17 protein-coding genes are annotated in these 16,374 nt (G+C 67.5%); 5 read left to right on the forward strand and 12 right to left on the reverse strand.

Going from position 1 to position 16,374, the window contains the following annotated elements:
* Positions 1-50: 50 nt before the first annotated feature.
* The 9 genes from secF to BJP32_RS01890 all read right to left on the reverse strand — a co-directional run bounded on the left by secF (position 51) and on the right by BJP32_RS01890 (position 9,281).
* Positions 51-1,043, reverse strand: coding sequence for a protein translocase subunit SecF (secF, locus tag BJP32_RS01850; protein ID WP_003165257.1), 993 nt, complete (start codon positions 1,041-1,043; stop codon positions 51-53).
* Complete coding sequence (gene secD / locus BJP32_RS01855; protein WP_003165258.1) at positions 1,043-2,641, reverse strand: protein translocase subunit SecD; 1,599 nt, start codon at positions 2,639-2,641, stop codon at positions 1,043-1,045. Before secD ends, secF begins: the two co-directional genes overlap by 1 nt.
* 48 nt (positions 2,642-2,689) lie before the next feature.
* Complete coding sequence (yajC, locus tag BJP32_RS01860; RefSeq protein WP_003165259.1) at positions 2,690-3,004, reverse strand: preprotein translocase subunit YajC; 315 nt, start codon at positions 3,002-3,004, stop codon at positions 2,690-2,692.
* Positions 3,005-3,151: 147 nt separating this feature from the next.
* Entirely contained in the window at positions 3,152-4,252 is a 1,101-nt protein-coding gene (locus BJP32_RS17795; protein WP_076222631.1) for a peptidoglycan DD-metalloendopeptidase family protein, read from the reverse strand.
* A 127-nt stretch (positions 4,253-4,379) separates the two neighbouring features.
* Positions 4,380-5,024, reverse strand: coding sequence for a protein-L-isoaspartate(D-aspartate) O-methyltransferase (locus tag BJP32_RS01870; RefSeq protein ID WP_003165261.1), 645 nt, complete (start codon positions 5,022-5,024; stop codon positions 4,380-4,382).
* A complete protein-coding gene (gene surE, locus BJP32_RS01875) occupies positions 5,021-5,812 on the reverse strand; it encodes a 5'/3'-nucleotidase SurE (protein WP_046654098.1) in 792 nt (263 codons plus the stop codon). Before surE ends, BJP32_RS01870 begins: the two co-directional genes overlap by 4 nt.
* Complete coding sequence (gene serS, locus BJP32_RS01880; RefSeq protein ID WP_076222633.1) at positions 5,812-7,107, reverse strand: serine--tRNA ligase; 1,296 nt, start codon at positions 7,105-7,107, stop codon at positions 5,812-5,814. The genes surE and serS overlap by 1 nt, the downstream gene beginning before the upstream one ends.
* Positions 7,108-7,193: 86 nt before the next feature.
* Complete coding sequence (locus tag BJP32_RS01885; protein ID WP_076222634.1) at positions 7,194-8,501, reverse strand: YceI family protein; 1,308 nt, start codon at positions 8,499-8,501, stop codon at positions 7,194-7,196.
* Between the two features lie 75 nt (positions 8,502-8,576).
* The gene (locus BJP32_RS01890) at positions 8,577-9,281 is read right to left on the reverse strand and encodes a YceI family protein (protein WP_046654342.1); all 705 of its coding nucleotides are present in this window, start codon (positions 9,279-9,281) and stop codon (positions 8,577-8,579) included.
* A 213-nt stretch (positions 9,282-9,494) separates the two neighbouring features.
* On the opposite strand from BJP32_RS01890, the gene mutL reads away from it, so the two are divergent.
* The 3 genes from mutL (at position 9,495) to BJP32_RS01905 (ending at position 12,385) form a co-directional block, all read left to right on the forward strand.
* On the forward strand, positions 9,495-11,417 hold the full coding sequence (gene mutL / locus BJP32_RS01895) for a DNA mismatch repair endonuclease MutL (protein ID WP_046654105.1): 1,923 nt from the start codon (positions 9,495-9,497) through the stop codon (positions 11,415-11,417).
* A gap of 36 nt (positions 11,418-11,453) precedes the next feature.
* Positions 11,454-11,924 carry a low molecular weight protein-tyrosine-phosphatase gene (locus tag BJP32_RS01900; RefSeq protein WP_046654106.1) on the forward strand — a complete coding sequence of 157 codons (471 nt, stop codon included), beginning with the start codon at positions 11,454-11,456 and terminating at the stop codon, positions 11,922-11,924.
* Positions 11,925-12,109: 185 nt separating this feature from the next.
* Positions 12,110-12,385: a YjhX family toxin gene (locus BJP32_RS01905; protein ID WP_003165268.1), complete on the forward strand. Its 276-nt coding sequence runs from the start codon at positions 12,110-12,112 to the stop codon at positions 12,383-12,385.
* Here the strand turns inward: BJP32_RS01905 and rsmD are convergent.
* The gene (rsmD, locus tag BJP32_RS01910; protein ID WP_076222636.1) at positions 12,368-12,943 is read right to left on the reverse strand and encodes a 16S rRNA (guanine(966)-N(2))-methyltransferase RsmD; all 576 of its coding nucleotides are present in this window, start codon (positions 12,941-12,943) and stop codon (positions 12,368-12,370) included. The genes BJP32_RS01905 and rsmD overlap by 18 nt on opposite strands.
* Here rsmD and BJP32_RS01915 point away from each other — a divergent pair.
* Entirely contained in the window at positions 12,942-13,937 is a 996-nt protein-coding gene (locus tag BJP32_RS01915; protein WP_158043287.1) for a CPBP family intramembrane glutamic endopeptidase, read from the forward strand. The two genes, rsmD and BJP32_RS01915, sit on opposite strands and share 2 nt — an antisense overlap.
* Here the strand turns inward: BJP32_RS01915 and BJP32_RS01920 are convergent.
* Positions 13,922-14,338: a GFA family protein gene (locus BJP32_RS01920; RefSeq protein ID WP_040345598.1), complete on the reverse strand. Its 417-nt coding sequence runs from the start codon at positions 14,336-14,338 to the stop codon at positions 13,922-13,924. The two genes, BJP32_RS01915 and BJP32_RS01920, sit on opposite strands and share 16 nt — an antisense overlap.
* A 22-nt stretch (positions 14,339-14,360) precedes the next feature.
* The gene (locus tag BJP32_RS01925) at positions 14,361-15,863 is read right to left on the reverse strand and encodes a pseudouridine synthase (RefSeq protein WP_076222639.1); all 1,503 of its coding nucleotides are present in this window, start codon (positions 15,861-15,863) and stop codon (positions 14,361-14,363) included.
* A 12-nt stretch (positions 15,864-15,875) separates the two neighbouring features.
* Between BJP32_RS01925 and tadA the strand changes: the two genes are divergently transcribed.
* Positions 15,876-16,346: a tRNA adenosine(34) deaminase TadA gene (tadA, locus tag BJP32_RS01930; RefSeq protein ID WP_076222803.1), complete on the forward strand. Its 471-nt coding sequence runs from the start codon at positions 15,876-15,878 to the stop codon at positions 16,344-16,346.
* Positions 16,347-16,374: the final 28 nt, after the last annotated feature.

Here is a 16,374-nt window from a genome sequence, read left to right on the forward strand (position 1 = left end):
CCCGCCTCCCTTGCGGAAGACGGGCCGTGGTTCAGTTTCCGGCGACGCCCTTACGGACGGCTGGCCATGCCCAGCTTGACCGGAGTCGTATCGGCCTTGCCGCCCCCGCTGCGATCCACGCCCCACAGCAGGATGATCGGCGCGCCCACATAGATGGACGAGAAGGTGCCGATCACGACGCCGAAGGCCAGGGTGATCGAGAAGCCGCGCAGGGCCTCTCCGCCGAAGACGGCCAGGACAATCAGCACAATCACGGTCGTCAGGCCGGTGATGATGGTTCGCGACAGGGTCTCGTTGATCGACAGGTCGATCACCTCACGCAGAGGCATGACCTTGTACTTGCGCAGGTTCTCCCGCAGGCGGTCGAACACGACGACGGTGTCGTTCATCGAATAGCCGATGACCGTCAGCAGGGCCGCGACCAGGTTCAGGCTGAACTCCATCCGCAAGGCGACGATCAGGCCGAAGGTCAAGGCCACGTCGTGCAGCAGCCCCGCCACGGCGCCGATGCCGAACTGCCAGGGGAAGCGGAAGGCGATGTAGAGGAACATCAGCACCACAGCCACCAGCAGGGCCATCACGCCGTTGGTCAGCAGTTCGCCCGAAACCTTGGAGCCCACGACGCTGACGCCCGAATAGGCCACGTCGCCGACAGCGGCGCTGATCGCGCCCTCGACCTTCTGAACGACGGCCGTCTGGTCTTCGTTATCGGGCACCTGGAAGCGGACGATAGCGGTCGAACCATCGTCCAGGTTGTTGTCGCGTCGCGCAATGCCCTGCACCTGGACATCGCCCAGATCCAGGCCGCTGACGGCGCCGCGCAACTTGTCCAGCTCCAGCGTCTGACCTGCGGGCTTGGCGACTTCCATCGAGGCGCCGCCCCGGAAGTCGATGCCCAGGTTCAGGCCGGGATAGAAACAGCCGATGATCGCCGCCACCGTCAGGATCGCCGACAGCACGGCGAAGCCCTTGGCGTATTTGACGAACTGGAAGTTCGTCTTATGCGGCAGCAGTTTGATAAGAGGCCAACCCTTCATCGACATCACTCCGCGATCGGCAGTTTCTTCGGCTTGGCGATCTTGAGCCAATAGCCGAGCAGGACTTGGGCCGTCAGCACCGAAGAGAAGACGGAGGTGAAGACGCCGATGGTCAGGGTCCAGGCGAAGCCGCGCACGGGACCGGCGCCGAACATGAACATGATCAACGCGGCCACCAGGGTGGTCAGGTTGGCGTCGATGATGGTGCCCATGGCGCGGTTGAAGCCCGCGTCCATCGACGCCACCACGGAACGTCCCTGACGCGCCTCGTCGCGCATCCGCTCATAGATCAGCACGTTGGCGTCAACGGCCACGGCGAAGGTCAGGATCAGACCGGCGATCCCCGGCAGCGTCAGCGTGGCCTGGGTCAGCGACATGGCCGCGACGATCAGGATGCCGTTCAGGATCAGGCCGATCACCGAAATGCCGCCGAACAGGAAGCCGTAGGCCAGGATCATGAAGATCACGATGACCGCGAAGCCCAGGGCGGTCGACAAGGCGCCCGCAGCCACGGCGTCGGCGCCCAGCTCGGCGGTGACGACGCGGCGTTCCTCGACCTTCAGCGGCGCCGGAAGGGCGCCGCCGTTCAGCAGATTCACCAGCTCAGACGCCGAAGCGATGGTGAAGTTGCCGGTGATCTGACCTCGCCCCCCGGTGATGGCCGACTGGATGGTCGGGGCCGAAATGACCTTGCCGTCCAGGATGATGGCGAAGGGCTTGCCGAGGTTCTGGGCCGTCGCCTCGCCGAAACGACGCGAGCCCTGGCTGTCGAACTGGAAGTCGATGGCCGGGCGGTTGTTCTGATCGGCGCCGACGCCGGCGCGGGTCAGGTTCTCGCCCGAGACCAGGATGCGGCGCTTGACCAGATAGGGAGTGCCAAGATCGTCGACCAACAATTCTGCGTCGGGCGGCACGCGACCGGCCAGGGCGTCGTTCAGCCCCGTCGGCGAGGTGTCGACCATCTGGAAGGTCAGTTGAGCCGTACGACCCACCAGACGCTCCAGCTCCGCCGGATCGCTCTGGCCCGGCGCCTGGATGACGATGCGGTCCGCACCCTGGCGGGTGATGGCGATTTCCTTGGTGCCCGAGCTGTCCAGACGACGGCGCACGACTTCAATCGATTGATCGACGGCGGTCGCGCCCATGCTGGCCAGAGCCGCGTCGGTGAAGGCGTAGCGGATACGGCCGCCGCCCAGCTTGGTCGCCACGCGGTCCGGCTGACCGGTCGGGCCGACGCCCTGCTGGGCCATGGTGCGCAGGGTGTTGAAGGCCGTGTCATAGGCCGCGCCCTCGGCGACGGTCACGACGACGCCGCCTGCTTCGCGCTGCATGCCCATGATGTTGACCTGGTCTTCCCGCAGGGAAACCCGAACGTCTTCCATCAGGTTGGAGATGCGCTTGGTGCGCATCTCGGGCACATCGACCTCGAGCAGGAGGTAGGAGCCCCCCTGAAGGTCCAGGCCCAAGTTCAAGCCATTGCTGGGCAGCCAGCTCGGCAGAGCTTCGCGCTGCGCCGGCGACAGCACGCTCGGATAGGCCAGGAACAACCCGAGGACGAGCGACAGCGCGACCAGGGTGATTTTCCAGCGTGAAAGCTGAATCATGTCTCGGTTCTCTTCAGGGCCGGCGCGCGCCGCGCCGAGGCGAGGCTATCAGCCCTTGTCGTTGGCCGCGATGGCGGTGCGGTTGCGGACTTCGGCGATCATCGCCTTGACCACGCGGACGTTCACGCCCTGCGAGATCTCGACCATGGCCTCGGCGTCCTCGACGCGGGTGACCTTGCCGACCATGCCGTTGGACAGGACGACTTCGTCGCCGCGCTTGACGCCGGCGATCAGGGCCTGATGCGCCTTCATCCGCTTTTGCTGCGGGCGGATCATCAGGAAGTAGAACAGGATGAAGATCGCGACGATCGGCGCGATCTGGATGACAAGGGCCATCAGGCCGCCGTCTTGGGTTGCAGTCATTGGAAACTCCCCGACGCGGGCCGCGCCTTCATCGGGGGCCCTTCGAAAAACAAGGCGCGGAACCTAGGGCGCGCCGGGCCGATTTGCAACGCGACGCAATGACAAGAGCATCCGGGCGTCGCCGCCCGGACACGTCTTTTCACGCAATCAGCGCGGAAGAACCGTCAGCGGGTCCAGAGCGACCGGATCATCGCCGCGCATCTGACGCACTTCATAATGGATCGAGGGACGGCCATCGCCCGCCGTCAGACCCACCGTGCCGATGGCTTGACCGGCCCGAACCTGCGCCCCGTCGCGCACCGTGGCCGAGCCCAGATGCCCGTAAACCGTACGCCATCCGTCGCGGTGGACGATCAGGACCGTCAGCCCCTGCCCCACGATATCGTCGCCGACGTAGGCCACCGTGCCGTCGGCCGAGGCCTTGACCTCGGTTCCTGCCGAAGCGCCGATGTTGATGCCGTTGTTACGCTCGCCCATGCCCACCGGGCCGAAACGGCGCAGAATATCCCCCCGCACCGGCCATTGCAGGGCCAGCGGTTGACCGACCGCCGTCGACGGCGGGCGCGACGGCGCAGCCGCGACAGGCGGCGCGGCGGGCGTGCGCGACGGCGGCGGCAGGGGCGCATTGCCGCTGGGCGGCGGCGGCGGCGGCGGCGCGACGCCGTTGTTCGGCGTCCTCACCCCGACGGGCGACGGCCCCGTAGCGTAAGGATCGGCGCCCGCGTCCACCGCGCTGTCCGGCAGAATGATGCGTTGTCCCGCAGAGATCGCGCCCCGCGGCCCCAGGCCGTTCAGGTCGATCAAAATCTGCACCGGCGTACGGAAACGACGCCCCACGCCCGAAATGGTGTCGCCCGGTTGAATCACATAGGTCGCGCCCGGCATCGCCGGATTGCCCGCAGCGGGCGGCGGCGTCACCGTGCTCGGCGTTCCGGTCGAGGGATAGGCAGGACCGCCCGCAGGGGGCAGGCCGCCGCCTTCGATATTGCCGGCCGGCGCGCGCGGTCCTTCCTGGATCGGCGGTTGAGCTGGCTGCTGCGGCTGCGTCGCCGGCCCTTGGTAATAGGGATTGTTCGGATAGGCGCCGGGCTGCTGGCCCTGGGGTTGCCCCGGCTGTTGCGGATAACCGCCCGCCCCCATCGGCCGGGTCGAGTAGCGCGGCTCGTTCGGATAGGTCGAACACGCCGTCACCGCCAGCGCCCCGCCGACGACCGCCGCCGCCCTGATCCAGCCTGTGAAGCCGCTCATGCGTCTCTCCGTATTAACCTTGTTCAGCATTCAGAAGCCGGTTTGCCCCGACCCGTGGCCGAATCCAACCCGGCAACCCGCGCGAAAGTGGGGCGGAAAGGTTAATGGAGCGGTGAGATTTCGCCCCTCACCCTTCTTTCGCCGTCCCTTCGACCAGGGGAACGAAGCGGACCTCGCACAGGCTTTCCCGCTGGAAACTGCCGTCGGGCTGGCCGGTGTAGCGGTTCAGCATCTGCACCGAGGTGCGTCCCACCGGCGCGACCAGGACGCCGCCCGGCTTCAGTTGCTTCAGCAGTTCCGTCGGCTCATGCGGCGAGGCCGCCGTGACCATGATCCGGTCGAACGGCGCCTGCTCCGGCCAACCCTGTCCGCCGTCGCCGTGGCGAGTGAAGACATTATCGATCCCAAGGATTTTCAATCGGTTCTCAGCCTCATTTAAGAGACTCTTGTAACGCTCGACCGAATAGACGAAGCGCGCCATGCGGCTAAGAACCGCGCACTGATAGCCGCTGCCGGTGCCGATCTCGAGCACGCGATGGCGCGGCTGGACGTCCAGCGCCTGGGTCATCAGGCCGACGATGAAGGGCTGGCTGATCGTCTGGGCGCAGTCGATCGGCAGGGCCTGATCCTCCCACGCCTGATCGAGGAATTTCTCATGGACGAAGACGGCGCGGTCGATGGACTCCATCGCCTTCAGAACCCGCGCGTCCGTCACCCCCTGACGCCGCAGCGACAGGATCAATCGGCCCGCGCGGTCGTCCTTGAGACTCATTTTTCCTGCGGCCCCTTGGGCGGGGCGCCGCCCAGCACCTTCTTCAGATCGTTGACCGACTGCATGTGCGTCAGGTCGATGTGCAGCGGCGTGACCGAGATGCGCCCCTCGTCCATCGCGCGCAGGTCGGTGCCGTCAGCGTGCTCCTGCGGCGCGCCGCGGAAGGCCATCCAGTAGTAGTCGCGGCCGCGCAGGTCCGTGCGGCGGATGGCGTGCATCTCGCCGATGTCGCGGAAGCCCTGGCGCGTGACCTCGACCGTCTTGACCAGTTCCGGCGGCAGGCGCGGGAAGTTGACGTTCATGACCACGCCCTCCCCCCATTTCTGCTCCAGCAAGCGGGCGACGATGCCGGGACCGAAGGCTTCGGCCGTTTCCCAGTGGGCGATCGCCTCGTCGTGGAAACGCTCCAACGACTGCGACAGGGCGATGGAGCGGATGCCGAAGGCCATGCCCTGAAGAGCGCCCGCCACCGTGCCGGAATAGCTGACATCCTCGCCCACGTTGTGGCCGCGATTGACGCCCGACAGCACCAGATCAGGCTTCTCGGGCATGATGTCGTTGACGGCCAGGATGACGCAGTCCGTCGGCGTGCCGGTCACGGCGAACCGCTTGTCGCCCAGCGGATTGACGCGCAGCGGCTCGGTCAGGGTGATGCCCCGCCCCTTGGCCGACTGCTCGGTCTGAGGCGCGACGACCCAGACGTCGTCCGACAGGGCGCGGGCGATCTTTTCCAGGCAGGCCAGGCCCTCGGCCTCGATGCCGTCGTCGTTGGTCAGAAGGATACGCATCAGTTGGACGCCACGCCTACAGTCTTGAGTCCGCCCATATAGGGCTGCAGGGCGGCCGGAACCGCGATGGTCCCGTCCTCCTGCTGATAGTTTTCCATCACCGCGACCAGGGTGCGGCCGACCGCCAGACCCGAACCGTTCAGAGTGTGCAGGAACTCGGTCTTCTTCTCGCCCGCGCGCTTGAACCGGGCGTCCATGCGCCGGGCCTGGAAGTCGCCGCAGTTCGAGCAGGAGCTGATCTCGCGATAGGTGTTCTGCGACGGCAGCCAGACCTCGAGGTCATAGGTCTTCTGCGCCGAGAAGCCCATGTCGCCCTTGCACAGCAGCACCTTGCGATAGGGCAGCTCCAGCGCCTGAAGCACCGCCTCGGCGCAGCCGGTCATGCGTTCATGCTCGGCCTCGGAATCCTCGGGACGGCAGATGGAGACCATCTCGACCTTGGAGAACTGATGCTGGCGGATCAGGCCGCGCGTATCGCGCCCCGCCGAACCAGCCTCGGCTCGGAAACAGGGCGTCAGGGCGGTCAAGCGCATGGGCTCCGCCACCTCGTCCTCGGACAGGATCTGCTCGCGCACGAGGTTGGTCAGGGAGACTTCGGCGGTGGGGATGAGCAGATGCTCGCCCGCGCGGAATAGGTCTTCCTCAAACTTCGGCAACTGGCCGGTGCCGAACATGGCGTCGTCCTTGACCATGTAGGGCGGCGCGACTTCCTGATACCCGTGCTTGTCCGTCTGCAGGTCCAGCATGAACTGACCGATGGCGCGTTCCAGACGCGCCAGATGGCCCTTCAGCACGGCGAAGCGCGAACCGGACATCTTGGCGGCAGCCTCGAAGTCCAGCAGGCCCAGCGCCTCGCCCAGATCGGCGTGGCCCTTGGCCGGCCCCGTCGTGCGCGGCACGCCCCACTTCACGACTTCGACGTTGTCGTTTTCGTCCTCGCCGTCCGGCACATTGGCAGCGGCTAGGTTCTTCAATCCGGCCAGCAGGTCGCGCAGTTCGGCGCCTTTAGCGGTCTCGGCGTCGCCCGCATCGGCGATTTCGCCCTTGAGGGCCTCGACCTCGGCCTTCAGGCGGTCGGCCTCGGCCATGTCCTTCTTGCCCATGGCGGCGCCGATAGCCTTGGAGGCGGCGTTGCGCTTGGCCAGGGCGTCCTGACCGCGCGTCTGGGCAGCGCGCAGGTCGACATCCAGCGCCAGAATGCGCGCGACCACATCGGCGGCGTCATCCACGCCGCGCGACGACCAGCCTGCGACGAAGGCTTCGGGATTGTCGCGAATGGCTCGGATATCGTGCATGGCGTCGCTCTTTCGGCGCTCAAGGAAGGGAGAGCCGAAGGCTGTAGCGCCCCGCGCGGAGTCGGGCAAACCCCGCGCCCGATTTCTTAACCCTGACGCGCCGCCTTGACCTTGATCTCGACGCCGATGGCCTTGGACACCCAGTCACCGCCCGCGTCGGACATCATGCCCATGTTCAGGGCCGTGCGGTCCAGCTCCAGCTTGCCTGCGACCGTGGCCGTGCCGCTCGCCTCGTCGAAGGTGAAGGGCAGGACGACCGGGACCGTCGTCGCCTTGATCCGCAGGGTTCCCGTCGCCTCATAGCGGTTCCCGCCCAGCGCCTTGAACGCCGTCGCCTCGAAGCGGGCGGTCGGATAGGTCGCCGTGTCGAACCATTCGGCGCCCGGCAGGCTGCCTTCCTGGGTGGCGTCGCCGGTCTTGGCCGTGCCGGTCTGGACCGTCACCACGGCTTTCGAGCCCGCCAGATCGGCCGGATCGAACCAGACTTGCGCGTCCCACTGCTCGAACCGGCCGGTGAAGGCCTTGCCGGTGTGGGTTCCGGTGAACTGGATGGTAGAGGCGGCCTTGTCCACGGTCCAGGCGGCGGCCGCGCCCGGCGTCACAGCGGCGTCACCCGCAGGCGCGGCGGCGGGCGCCGAGGCGACCGCCTGCCCTTCCGTCTTGGGCGCAGGCCTGGCCGCCAGGCCGAAGGCGGCGCCGATCACGACCACGAAGGCCACGCCCGCCAGCCGCTCGGCCCAGCGCACGGCCGGCGTCGGCTCGGGCGCGACGCCATGGGCGTCATCGCCGTGCGGCAGGACCGGGATCATGTGCGACAGCACGCCGTCGCGATCCAGGAACTGGTGTTTCAGCGCCGCGGCGACGTGCAGGACGACCAGGACGATCACGCCCCAGGCCAGCTTGCTGTGCGCGCCCATGGCCATCCACGCCGTCGTGCGGCGAACGGCTTCGGAAGCGTGTTCGATGAAGGGCAGATGCGGAATGGTGAACAGGCCGAACCAGCTGGTCGCCACGGCCAGCGGCGTGTCCGTGACCACGGCCCATCCGGTCGAGACATAGGCCCACCCTGTCAGCGGCAGGGCCAGCATCAGGGCGTAGAAGGCGGCGTGCGTCGCCCGCGCGGCGAACTGCTCCCACCCCTTCATGGCGCCGGGCAGAGCCGGAACCGGGTGCGTCAGCCGCCACACGATCCGCAGCGCCGTCAGCGCCAGGATCAGGAAGCCGATCGACTTGTGAAGCTGGAAGACGCGATAGGCCAGCGCCTGGCTGTCCGGCTCGACAATGGCGTCGCTCATCCACCAGCCCATCGGGATCATCGACAGAATGGCGATGGCGATCAGCCAGTGCAGGGCGATGGCGACGGCGCTGTAGCGGCTGGGGCGGCGGCGGGTCATGAGAGCTCTCGCGTCAGTCTGAATATGAAGAGGGCGGGACCGAACGGCCCCGCCCCTTCGTCGTGTCGCAGCCTATCAGACGGCGGGAGCCGCCGGGGCGACTTCTTTGATGAACTCGGCGTCGAAGCGGATCGTCACTTCATCCCCGACCGGGCCCAGCGCCATGCCGAAGTCGGTGCGCTTGAACCTGCCCTCAGCCGAGAAGCCGATGGCCGGCGCCGGCACGAACGGGTGCTTCTCCAGGTCGCCGTTGAAGGTGGCGTCCAGGGTCACCGGCTTGGTCACGCCCAGGAAGGTCAGATCGCCCGTCACCTTGGCCGTGCGCGTGCCGGTCAGCTCGACCTTGGTCGACTTGAAGGTGATCTGCGGGAAGGCGGTCGCGTTCAGGAAGTTCTTGTTCTTGGCGATGTCCTCGCTCCAGCTCTTGAAGCCGGTGGCGGCGTGGGTGCCGACGTAGTCGCCCTGATAGTTGGCGTCGACCGAAGCCGGGTCGATGGTCGCCTCGACCGTGCTGTTGGCCAGGTTGGCGGTGTCCAGCGTGATCTTGGCGTCGAACTTGTTGAAGCGCGCCGTGTAGTTCGAGATCGAGTTGTGCGGCAGCGACCACTGCAGCGAGGCGTGGGTCGGGTCCATCACATAGACGCCCGAGGTGGCCTTCAGCGCGACCGGAGCGGTCGAGGCGGCGTCGGTCGTCGGGGCGCCGGCGGTGTCAGCGGGCTGGCTGCAGGCGGCCAGCAGGGCGGCGGCCGAAACGGCGATCAGGGCGGCTTTGATCTTCATGGGAGAGGAAACCTCAATCAGGCGGTTGAAACGAAAACTGGACAGACAGTCCGGAAACAGGTCGAGTGTCCGTCCGGCCTCGCCGTCGGACTGCAACAGTATAAGTTGCCATTCACATGCTTCAAGCCCCCCGATCACGAAAACCGCCTTCGACCTCACGAAAAAAGGATTGAGGTGCGTCTGCGGGCGACGGCGCCTATCCTCGCGACTCACATGACCATCCGTCGCCTCCCCCCCGAAACCGTCAACCGCATCGCCGCCGGCGAAGTGGTCGAACGCCCGGCCAGCGCCATCAAGGAACTGGTTGAGAACGCCATCGACGCCGACGCCCGCAGCATCGAGATTCAGGCGGACGGCGGCGGTCTGACCCGCATCCTGATCGCCGACGACGGCAAGGGCATCCCGCGCGACGAATTGCCCGTCGCCATCGAGCGCCACGCCACGTCGAAGCTGGAGCCGGACGATGCGGGCGACGTGGACCTGCTGCGCATCTTCACCCTGGGCTTCCGAGGCGAGGCCCTGCCTTCCATCGGCTCGGTCGCTCGCCTGAACATCACGACCCGTGCGCGCGCCGAAACCGGCCAGCCTCAGAACGACGCCTGGGCCATCTCCGTCGAGGGCGGCGCCCAGCGGCCCCTGTCGCCCGCCGCCTTCCCCGGCCCGCACGGGGCGCGGGTCGAGGTGCGCGACCTCTTCTACGCCACCCCTGCCCGGCTGAAGTTCATGAAGTCCGAGCGGGCCGAGGCCATGGCCATCTCCGAGGAGATCAAGCGACAAGCCATGGCGCACGAAGCCGTGGCCTTCACCCTCAGCCTGGACGGCAAGACGACGCTGCGCCTGCCCGCCGAACATCCCGGCGACGAGGGGCGGCTGAAACGTCTGGGCGCCTTGCTGGGCCGCGACTTCGAGGCCAACGCCCTGCTGATCGATCAGGAGCGCGACGGCGTGCGCCTGTCCGGCTATGCGGGCCTGCCGACCTATTCGCGCGGCAATGCAGCGCACCAGTTCCTGTTCGTCAACGGCCGTCCGGTGCGCGACCGCCTGTTGCAGGGCGCCCTACGCGGGGCCTACGCCGACTTCCTGGCGCGCGACCGGCACCCGGCGGCGGCCCTCTTCATCGACATCGACCCGCTCTATGTCGACGTGAACGTCCACCCGGCCAAGGCGGAGGTGCGCTTCCGTGATCCGGCGCTGGTGCGCGGCCTGATCGTCGGTGCCCTGCGCCACGCCCTGCACGCGGCGGGACACCGCGCCTCGACCACGGTCGCAGCCGACGCACTTTCCGGGTTCCGGCCGCATACGGGCGAGGCGCTCTACAACCCGGCCGCGCCACAGACGCTCAGCAACGCCGCGCCGGGCTGGAGCGGCTGGCAAGGTTGGTCGCAACCGGCCGCCGCCGCCCAGAACCTGCCGGGCCTCAACGAACGCTCCGCCCGCGTCGAACACACATGGAGCGGTGAAGCGGCCACCCCAAGCTTCCGCACCCTGAGCGAGATCCAGGCCGAACACGCGGGCCAGATCGCGCCCGGCGCTTCGGCCCCAGTCGATCTGATCGACTACCCGCTGGGCGCCGCGCGGGCGCAGCTGCACGCCAACTACATCGTGGCCCAGACCCGCGACGGCCTGGTCATCGTCGATCAGCACGCCGCCCACGAACGGCTGGTCTATGAGCGGATGAAGGCCCAGATGGCCGACGGCGCCGTCACTCGTCAGGCCCTGCTGACGCCCGAAGTCGTCGAACTGGATCCCGCCGAGGCCGAGCGCGTCGCCGCCAAGGCCGAGGAACTGGCCGAGATGGGTCTGATCGTCGAAGCGTTCGGCGCGGGCGCGGTGCTGGTGCGCGAAACCCCAGCCCTGCTGGGCGACACCGACGTTCAGGGCCTGATCCGCGACATCGTCGACGACCTGTCCGAACACGGCTCCGCTCTGTCGCTGAAGGAGCGCATGGCCGAGGTCTGCGGCACCATGGCCTGCCACGGCTCGGTCCGTTCGGGCCGCGTCCTTTCGGCGCCCGAGATGAACGCCTTGCTGCGCCAGATGGAGGCCACGCCCCACTCCGGCCAGTGCAACCACGGCCGCCCGACCTATGTGGAGCTGAAGCTGCACGACCTGGAAAAGCTGTTCGGGCGGCGATGATCTTTTCGTCACCCTACCGCTTCGCGACTTGAGGGGATGGCTCCTTCCGTCCTCTTCGTCTGCCTCGGCAACATCTGTCGCTCGCCGCTGGCCGAAGCGGCCTTTCGCGAAGAAGCGCGTCGCCTGAATCTGGACGTGGTCGCCGATTCCGCAGGCACGGGCGGCTGGCACATAGACTCCGCGCCTGACCCGCGCGCCCAGGCGGTCGCCCTGAAGAACGGCGTCGACATCTCGGCCTTGCGCGGCCGTCAGGTGAAGCCTGCCGACTTCCGCCGCTTCACCCATCTGGTGGCGATGGATCACGACAATCTGGCCAACCTGCGCCGCCTCGCCCCGCCTGACGCCACGGCCGAACTGTCCCTGTTGCTGGATCACGTCGAGGGCCGCGCCGGTCAGGCCGTGGCTGATCCCTATTTCGGCGAAGACGACGGTTTCGACGTCACCTGGGCCGACGTCACGGCCGGCGCCCGCGCCCTGGCCTCCGAGCTTCAGCGCCGCAGAGGTTGAAGCGCCTAGCCGCCGACCGCCCCTCGCGCTATAAGCCGCGCCTTCCCCCAATGGGATCGGAACCATGTTTGAGATTGTAGCCACGGCATAGGCCCGGACGCTGATCGTCCCGAGGCCTCCTGAGCCCGCCCCGCGCCCCGTTGCGCCGGGCGCGTGTCTTCTCATGCCTTGGAAATCTCAATCCCATGAACCTGTCACGTGCGGAGCAACGCACGCTCCACGCCCTCGCCCAGGGCGGTCGCATCCTGCTGGAACGCGACGAACAGGGCCGTATCCTGGCCGCCCGCTGCTTCACCCGCGAAGGCTGGGTGCTGGACGGCTGCAACCTGGATCAATGGCGCAGCCTGAAGCGCAAGGGCGTCATCAAGTCCCGAAACGGCGGCCCCTACGTCGTCAACCGCGACGGCCTCAGCCGCCTGCGCAGCCGGGCCGACAACCGGACCTCAGGCCGAAGCTTCTGACGCCCTGAGGAACAGGACGCGCGCGGCGCCGTAGTCGCGCGCGTCCAACCGCTCATAGCCGGGGGGGTCGATCTCGGGCTCGTCCGAGCCGCGCTCGAAGACCACGATAGCGCCCGGCGCCAACCAGCCGCCCTCCAGCAGCCGCGCCAGCGTCTGCTCGCCCAGCCCCTTGGCGTAGGGCGGATCCAGAAACGCCAGGGTGAAGGCCTCGCCCGCAGAGCCGGGGCGCGGCCCCAGATCGGTCGCGCTGCGCCGATGCACCCGGCACCGGCCGAACAGGCCATAGGCGTCCATGTTCTCGCGGATGGCGCCGCGCGCGCCGTCGTCCGTATCCACGAACAGGCAGAAGGCCGCCCCGCGCGACAACGCCTCGAACCCCAGCGCGCCCGAACCAGCGTAGAGGTCGATCACCCGCGCCTCATGCAGACCTTCAGCCCACGGCGCATGCTCCAGCACGTTGAAGATCGCCTGACGCGCTCGATCCGACGTCGGCCGCGTGTTCTGTCCCTCGGGCGTGACGATGGCCCGACCGCGATATTGTCCAGCGACGATTCTCATGGTCCCGCCTCTGGACCGGCCACGCGCGCAATGCAACGTTCAGCCCATGTCTCGCGTTGAATTCCCCGGCTTTATTCAGTTTGCATTTCGCGCCGCCGTCGAACAGGCGCGCAACAGTCCCCTGATCGCCGAGGTTCGACCCGCTGCGCCCTGGAAGCGCCTGATCGCCTTCATCGCACTGTCCGCACTTCTCATGGCCACGGCCATGGTGGCCGCCATCCTGCTGACTCTTCCTTTTGAGTCGGCGGGCCTGCTCCCCACTGACCTTTTCGCCGTCGCACCTGAAGGCCCAGGCCGTCTGTGGGACGAAAACGTCTCGGTTCTAGCGCTAGGCTTGATGCTGGGATTCATGGGCGGAGCCATCCTGCTCGCCGCGAAGATTGTTTATCGAGCACCGGTCGCCGCCTTCCTCTGGCCCGGCCGCCGTCTCTCCTGGCGACAACTGGGAATTGGTTTCGCCGTCATGAGCGTCGTCGGCGGCGTCAGCGTCCTAGTCTACAATCTGATCGATCCGATCGGCCCTCCGCCGATCTTCAATCTCGCCTATTCGATCGAAAGCCGCCTGACCTACATCCTTGCGGCGAGCGTCGGCCTGTTGATCGCGGCCGCGGCTGAAGAAGTCGCCTTTCGAGGCGTTCTTCTCAGGGTCACTGGAGGGCTCACCCGCAGCCTGATCCTGTTGTGCCTGATCAATGCGTTGATCTTCTCCGTCGTCCACCTGGATCCCGATCCAGTGGCGTTCATCGCCCGCGCTCTGTCGGGCCTGGTCTGGACCTGGGCCGCGCTGAGACTAGGCGGCATTGAATTCGCCATCGGCGCCCACTGGGCCAACAACCTCGCCATAGCCCTGCTGGGCGAACCGCTGTCGGGCGCCGGGCTGTCCGCCGAAGCGATCCCTGTGTCCGCCTTGGCGCTGGAGTTAGTCAGCCTCGTCGTCGTCCTTGCGGCCGCAGAACGCCTAGCCCGCAACCGCCAGGCTCAGCCCCCGGCGTAGAGAGCCTCGACCTCGGCGCCGGTCATACGGGCGCGGTCGCCGGCGAAGGCGTAGTTGGCGGGCTTGGCGTCGATATAGATCTCGCTGTCGAAGGCGAAGGCCGAAGGGTCGTCGAACGCCTGGACCGAGACCATGACCATGCCGCCCGCCTTCAACCGCCAGAACAGGTTGGAGCCGCAGGCCGGGCAGAACTGCCGCTCGGCCCAATCCGACGAATCATAGGTCGCCAGCGGTCCCTCGACTTCAACGGTGTCGCCGCAGTCGACGCTGAGCGACACCCCGCCCGAGGTCCGGCGGCAACGTTCGCAATGGCAGGCGTGCATTTCGCCCTTAGGCGTAGCGGTAAAGCGCACCGCCCCGCACAGACAGCGGCCGTTCAACAGGGTTTCTACGTCCGCCATGCCTTGCGTCTCTGCTCAATAGTCAGCCGCGTCCGCGCGGGCCGCCACGACCGCCTGCACCGCCCGAAGGCTTGCCGCCGAAAGGTTTGCCTCCGAACGGCTTGCCGCCGCCGCGAGGACCGCCTGGTCGGTCGCCCGAACGAGAGTCCGAACGCGCATCAAGACGCCCACCGGCTCCACCGGGACGACCGAACGGCTTGCCGCCGGGCTTTCCGCCGGGACGGCCGCCCTTGGGCGGACCGCGACGGTCGTCGATGAACTGGTCGGCGCGCGGTTCGCGCGGCGTGAACGGACGGCGCGGACGATCACCGCCTTCCGTCCCTTCGTCATCACCCGGACGGGCGCGCGGCTTGAAGGTCTTCTTGTGCTCGAACTTCGGTTTGGCCTTGGCCCAGCCTTCCTTGCGAGCCGGCTTGCCGAACTCGGCGCCGTCTTCAGCCGCCGTCTCGGCGGCGCGCACGCGGCTGGGCTTGCGCGACGGATCCGACATGGCCGAGCCGGATTTGCCGCGCACGATCGGCGTGCCGGTGCGACGCCCTGGAATCGGCGTCGGCGTCGCCACCGTATTGCCGGTCGGCAGGTTCTCGGGACGGATATGCTCGGCCAGCATTTCGCGGATCACGCGCGGGCCGACTTCCTCGACCGATCCGACCGGCAGGGTGCCGAGTTGGAACGGACCATAGGCCAGGCGGATCAGGCGGTTGACCGTCAGGCCGATGCTCTCCAGCACCTTGCGGACTTCGCGGTTCTTGCCCTCGGTGATCGAGACGCTGAGCCACAGGTTGGCCGACGACTTTTCACCCTCAGTCTTTTCCTTGGCCTTGTCGATGGTGGCTTCCACGGGGCCGTAGCGCACGCCGTCGACGACCACGCCGTCCTTCAGCTTGTCCAACTGCTCCTGGGTGATGCGGCCGCGCGCACGGGCGCGATACTGGCGCACCAGGGCCGTTTCCGGCAGTTCCAGCGCCCGGCTGAGTTCGCCGTCGTTGGTCAGCAGCAGCAGGCCTTCAGTCGCCAGATCGAGGCGGCCGACCGAAATCACGCGCGGAAGGCCGCTGGGCAGGGCGTCGAACACGGTCGGGCGGCCAGCCGGATCGTTGTGGCTGGTGATCAGGCCCGCAGGCTTGTGATAGCGCCAGACGCGCGTCGCCTGGGCCGCGCCGATCGGCTTGCCGTCGACGGTGATCTTGTCGTCGCGCGTCACCAGTACGGCGGGCGTGGCCAGGATGCGGCCGTTCACCGCCACCTTGCCCAGTCCGATCAGCCGTTCGACCTCGCGGCGCGAGGCGATGCCCGCGCGGGCCATGGCCTTGGCGATTCGTTCGGTGCGCTCCGGGCCCTTGGCCTCGGACGCAGACTTGTCGCCCGGCTTGCCCCCGACGCGGTCGCGAGGCTTGCCGCCCGGCTTTCCGTCCTTGTCGAAGGGCTTTCGCGGGCCTTTATCGGCGAAATTGCGGGGACCGCGCGCGCCGTCGTCTTGACGGGAGCGGGGCTTCTTGTCGTTGTCTTTGGGATGGCGATCCATGATGAGCGGTTCATGAGCATGGCGCTCGATCTGGCGCAAGCGGCGGCTGAAGCCGGCGAGGTGCCGGTCGGGGCCGTGATCGTGGACGAAAACACCGGCGAAGTGCTTGGGCGCGGGCAAAACGGGCCCATCACGGCCCATGATCCGACCGCCCATGCCGAGATCGTCGCCCTGCGCGATGCCGCGGCGAAGTTGCAGAATTATCGCCTTACGGACCTGACTCTCTATGTCACGCTCGAGCCGTGCGCTATGTGCGCGGGCGCCATCAGCCACGCCCGCATCGGCCGCGTGGTCTGGGGGGCGGATGACCCCAAGGGGGGCGCCGTGCTGCATGGCGGGCGTTTCTTCGACCAGCCGACCTGTCACTGGCGGCCCCAAACCGAGAGCGGCGTCATGGCTGATCCGGCCGCTGAAATGCTGCGCAGCTTCTTCCGTTCACGCCGGAAATCACGATCAGGAACGTCGAGCGACGCCGGGCGTTGAGCTTCCAAGCTTGACCTTGAGAGGCTCC

The organism is Brevundimonas sp. ZS04, from assembly GCF_001956865.1.
Lineage (GTDB): Bacteria > Pseudomonadota > Alphaproteobacteria > Caulobacterales > Caulobacteraceae > Brevundimonas > Brevundimonas diminuta.

Bases quoted from the DNA above. Each gene is read 5' to 3' on its own strand.
- BJP32_RS01870 (WP_003165261.1), bottom strand. From the start codon at position 5,024: ATGAGTCTCAAGGACGACCGCGCGGGCCGATTGATCCTGTCGCTGCGG.
- BJP32_RS01905 (WP_003165268.1), top strand. From the start codon at position 12,110: ATGAACCTGTCACGTGCGGAGCAACGCACGCTCCACGCCCTCGCCCAG.
- BJP32_RS01915 (WP_158043287.1), top strand. From the start codon at position 12,942: ATGGTCCCGCCTCTGGACCGGCCACGCGCGCAATGCAACGTTCAGCCC.
- rsmD (WP_076222636.1), bottom strand. From the start codon at position 12,943: ATGAGAATCGTCGCTGGACAATATCGCGGTCGGGCCATCGTCACGCCC.
- surE (WP_046654098.1), bottom strand. From the start codon at position 5,812: ATGCGTATCCTTCTGACCAACGACGACGGCATCGAGGCCGAGGGCCTG.
- BJP32_RS01900 (WP_046654106.1), top strand. From the start codon at position 11,454: ATGGCTCCTTCCGTCCTCTTCGTCTGCCTCGGCAACATCTGTCGCTCG.
- BJP32_RS17795 (WP_076222631.1), bottom strand. From the start codon at position 4,252: ATGAGCGGCTTCACAGGCTGGATCAGGGCGGCGGCGGTCGTCGGCGGG.
- BJP32_RS01925 (WP_076222639.1), bottom strand. From the start codon at position 15,863: ATGGATCGCCATCCCAAAGACAACGACAAGAAGCCCCGCTCCCGTCAA.
- serS (WP_076222633.1), bottom strand. From the start codon at position 7,107: ATGCACGATATCCGAGCCATTCGCGACAATCCCGAAGCCTTCGTCGCA.
- secD (WP_003165258.1), bottom strand. From the start codon at position 2,641: ATGATTCAGCTTTCACGCTGGAAAATCACCCTGGTCGCGCTGTCGCTC.
- secF (WP_003165257.1), bottom strand. From the start codon at position 1,043: ATGTCGATGAAGGGTTGGCCTCTTATCAAACTGCTGCCGCATAAGACG.
- BJP32_RS01920 (WP_040345598.1), bottom strand. From the start codon at position 14,338: ATGGCGGACGTAGAAACCCTGTTGAACGGCCGCTGTCTGTGCGGGGCG.
- tadA (WP_076222803.1), top strand. From the start codon at position 15,876: ATGAGCATGGCGCTCGATCTGGCGCAAGCGGCGGCTGAAGCCGGCGAG.
- yajC (WP_003165259.1), bottom strand. From the start codon at position 3,004: ATGACTGCAACCCAAGACGGCGGCCTGATGGCCCTTGTCATCCAGATC.
- mutL (WP_046654105.1), top strand. From the start codon at position 9,495: ATGACCATCCGTCGCCTCCCCCCCGAAACCGTCAACCGCATCGCCGCC.
- BJP32_RS01885 (WP_076222634.1), bottom strand. From the start codon at position 8,501: ATGACCCGCCGCCGCCCCAGCCGCTACAGCGCCGTCGCCATCGCCCTG.
- BJP32_RS01890 (WP_046654342.1), bottom strand. From the start codon at position 9,281: ATGAAGATCAAAGCCGCCCTGATCGCCGTTTCGGCCGCCGCCCTGCTG.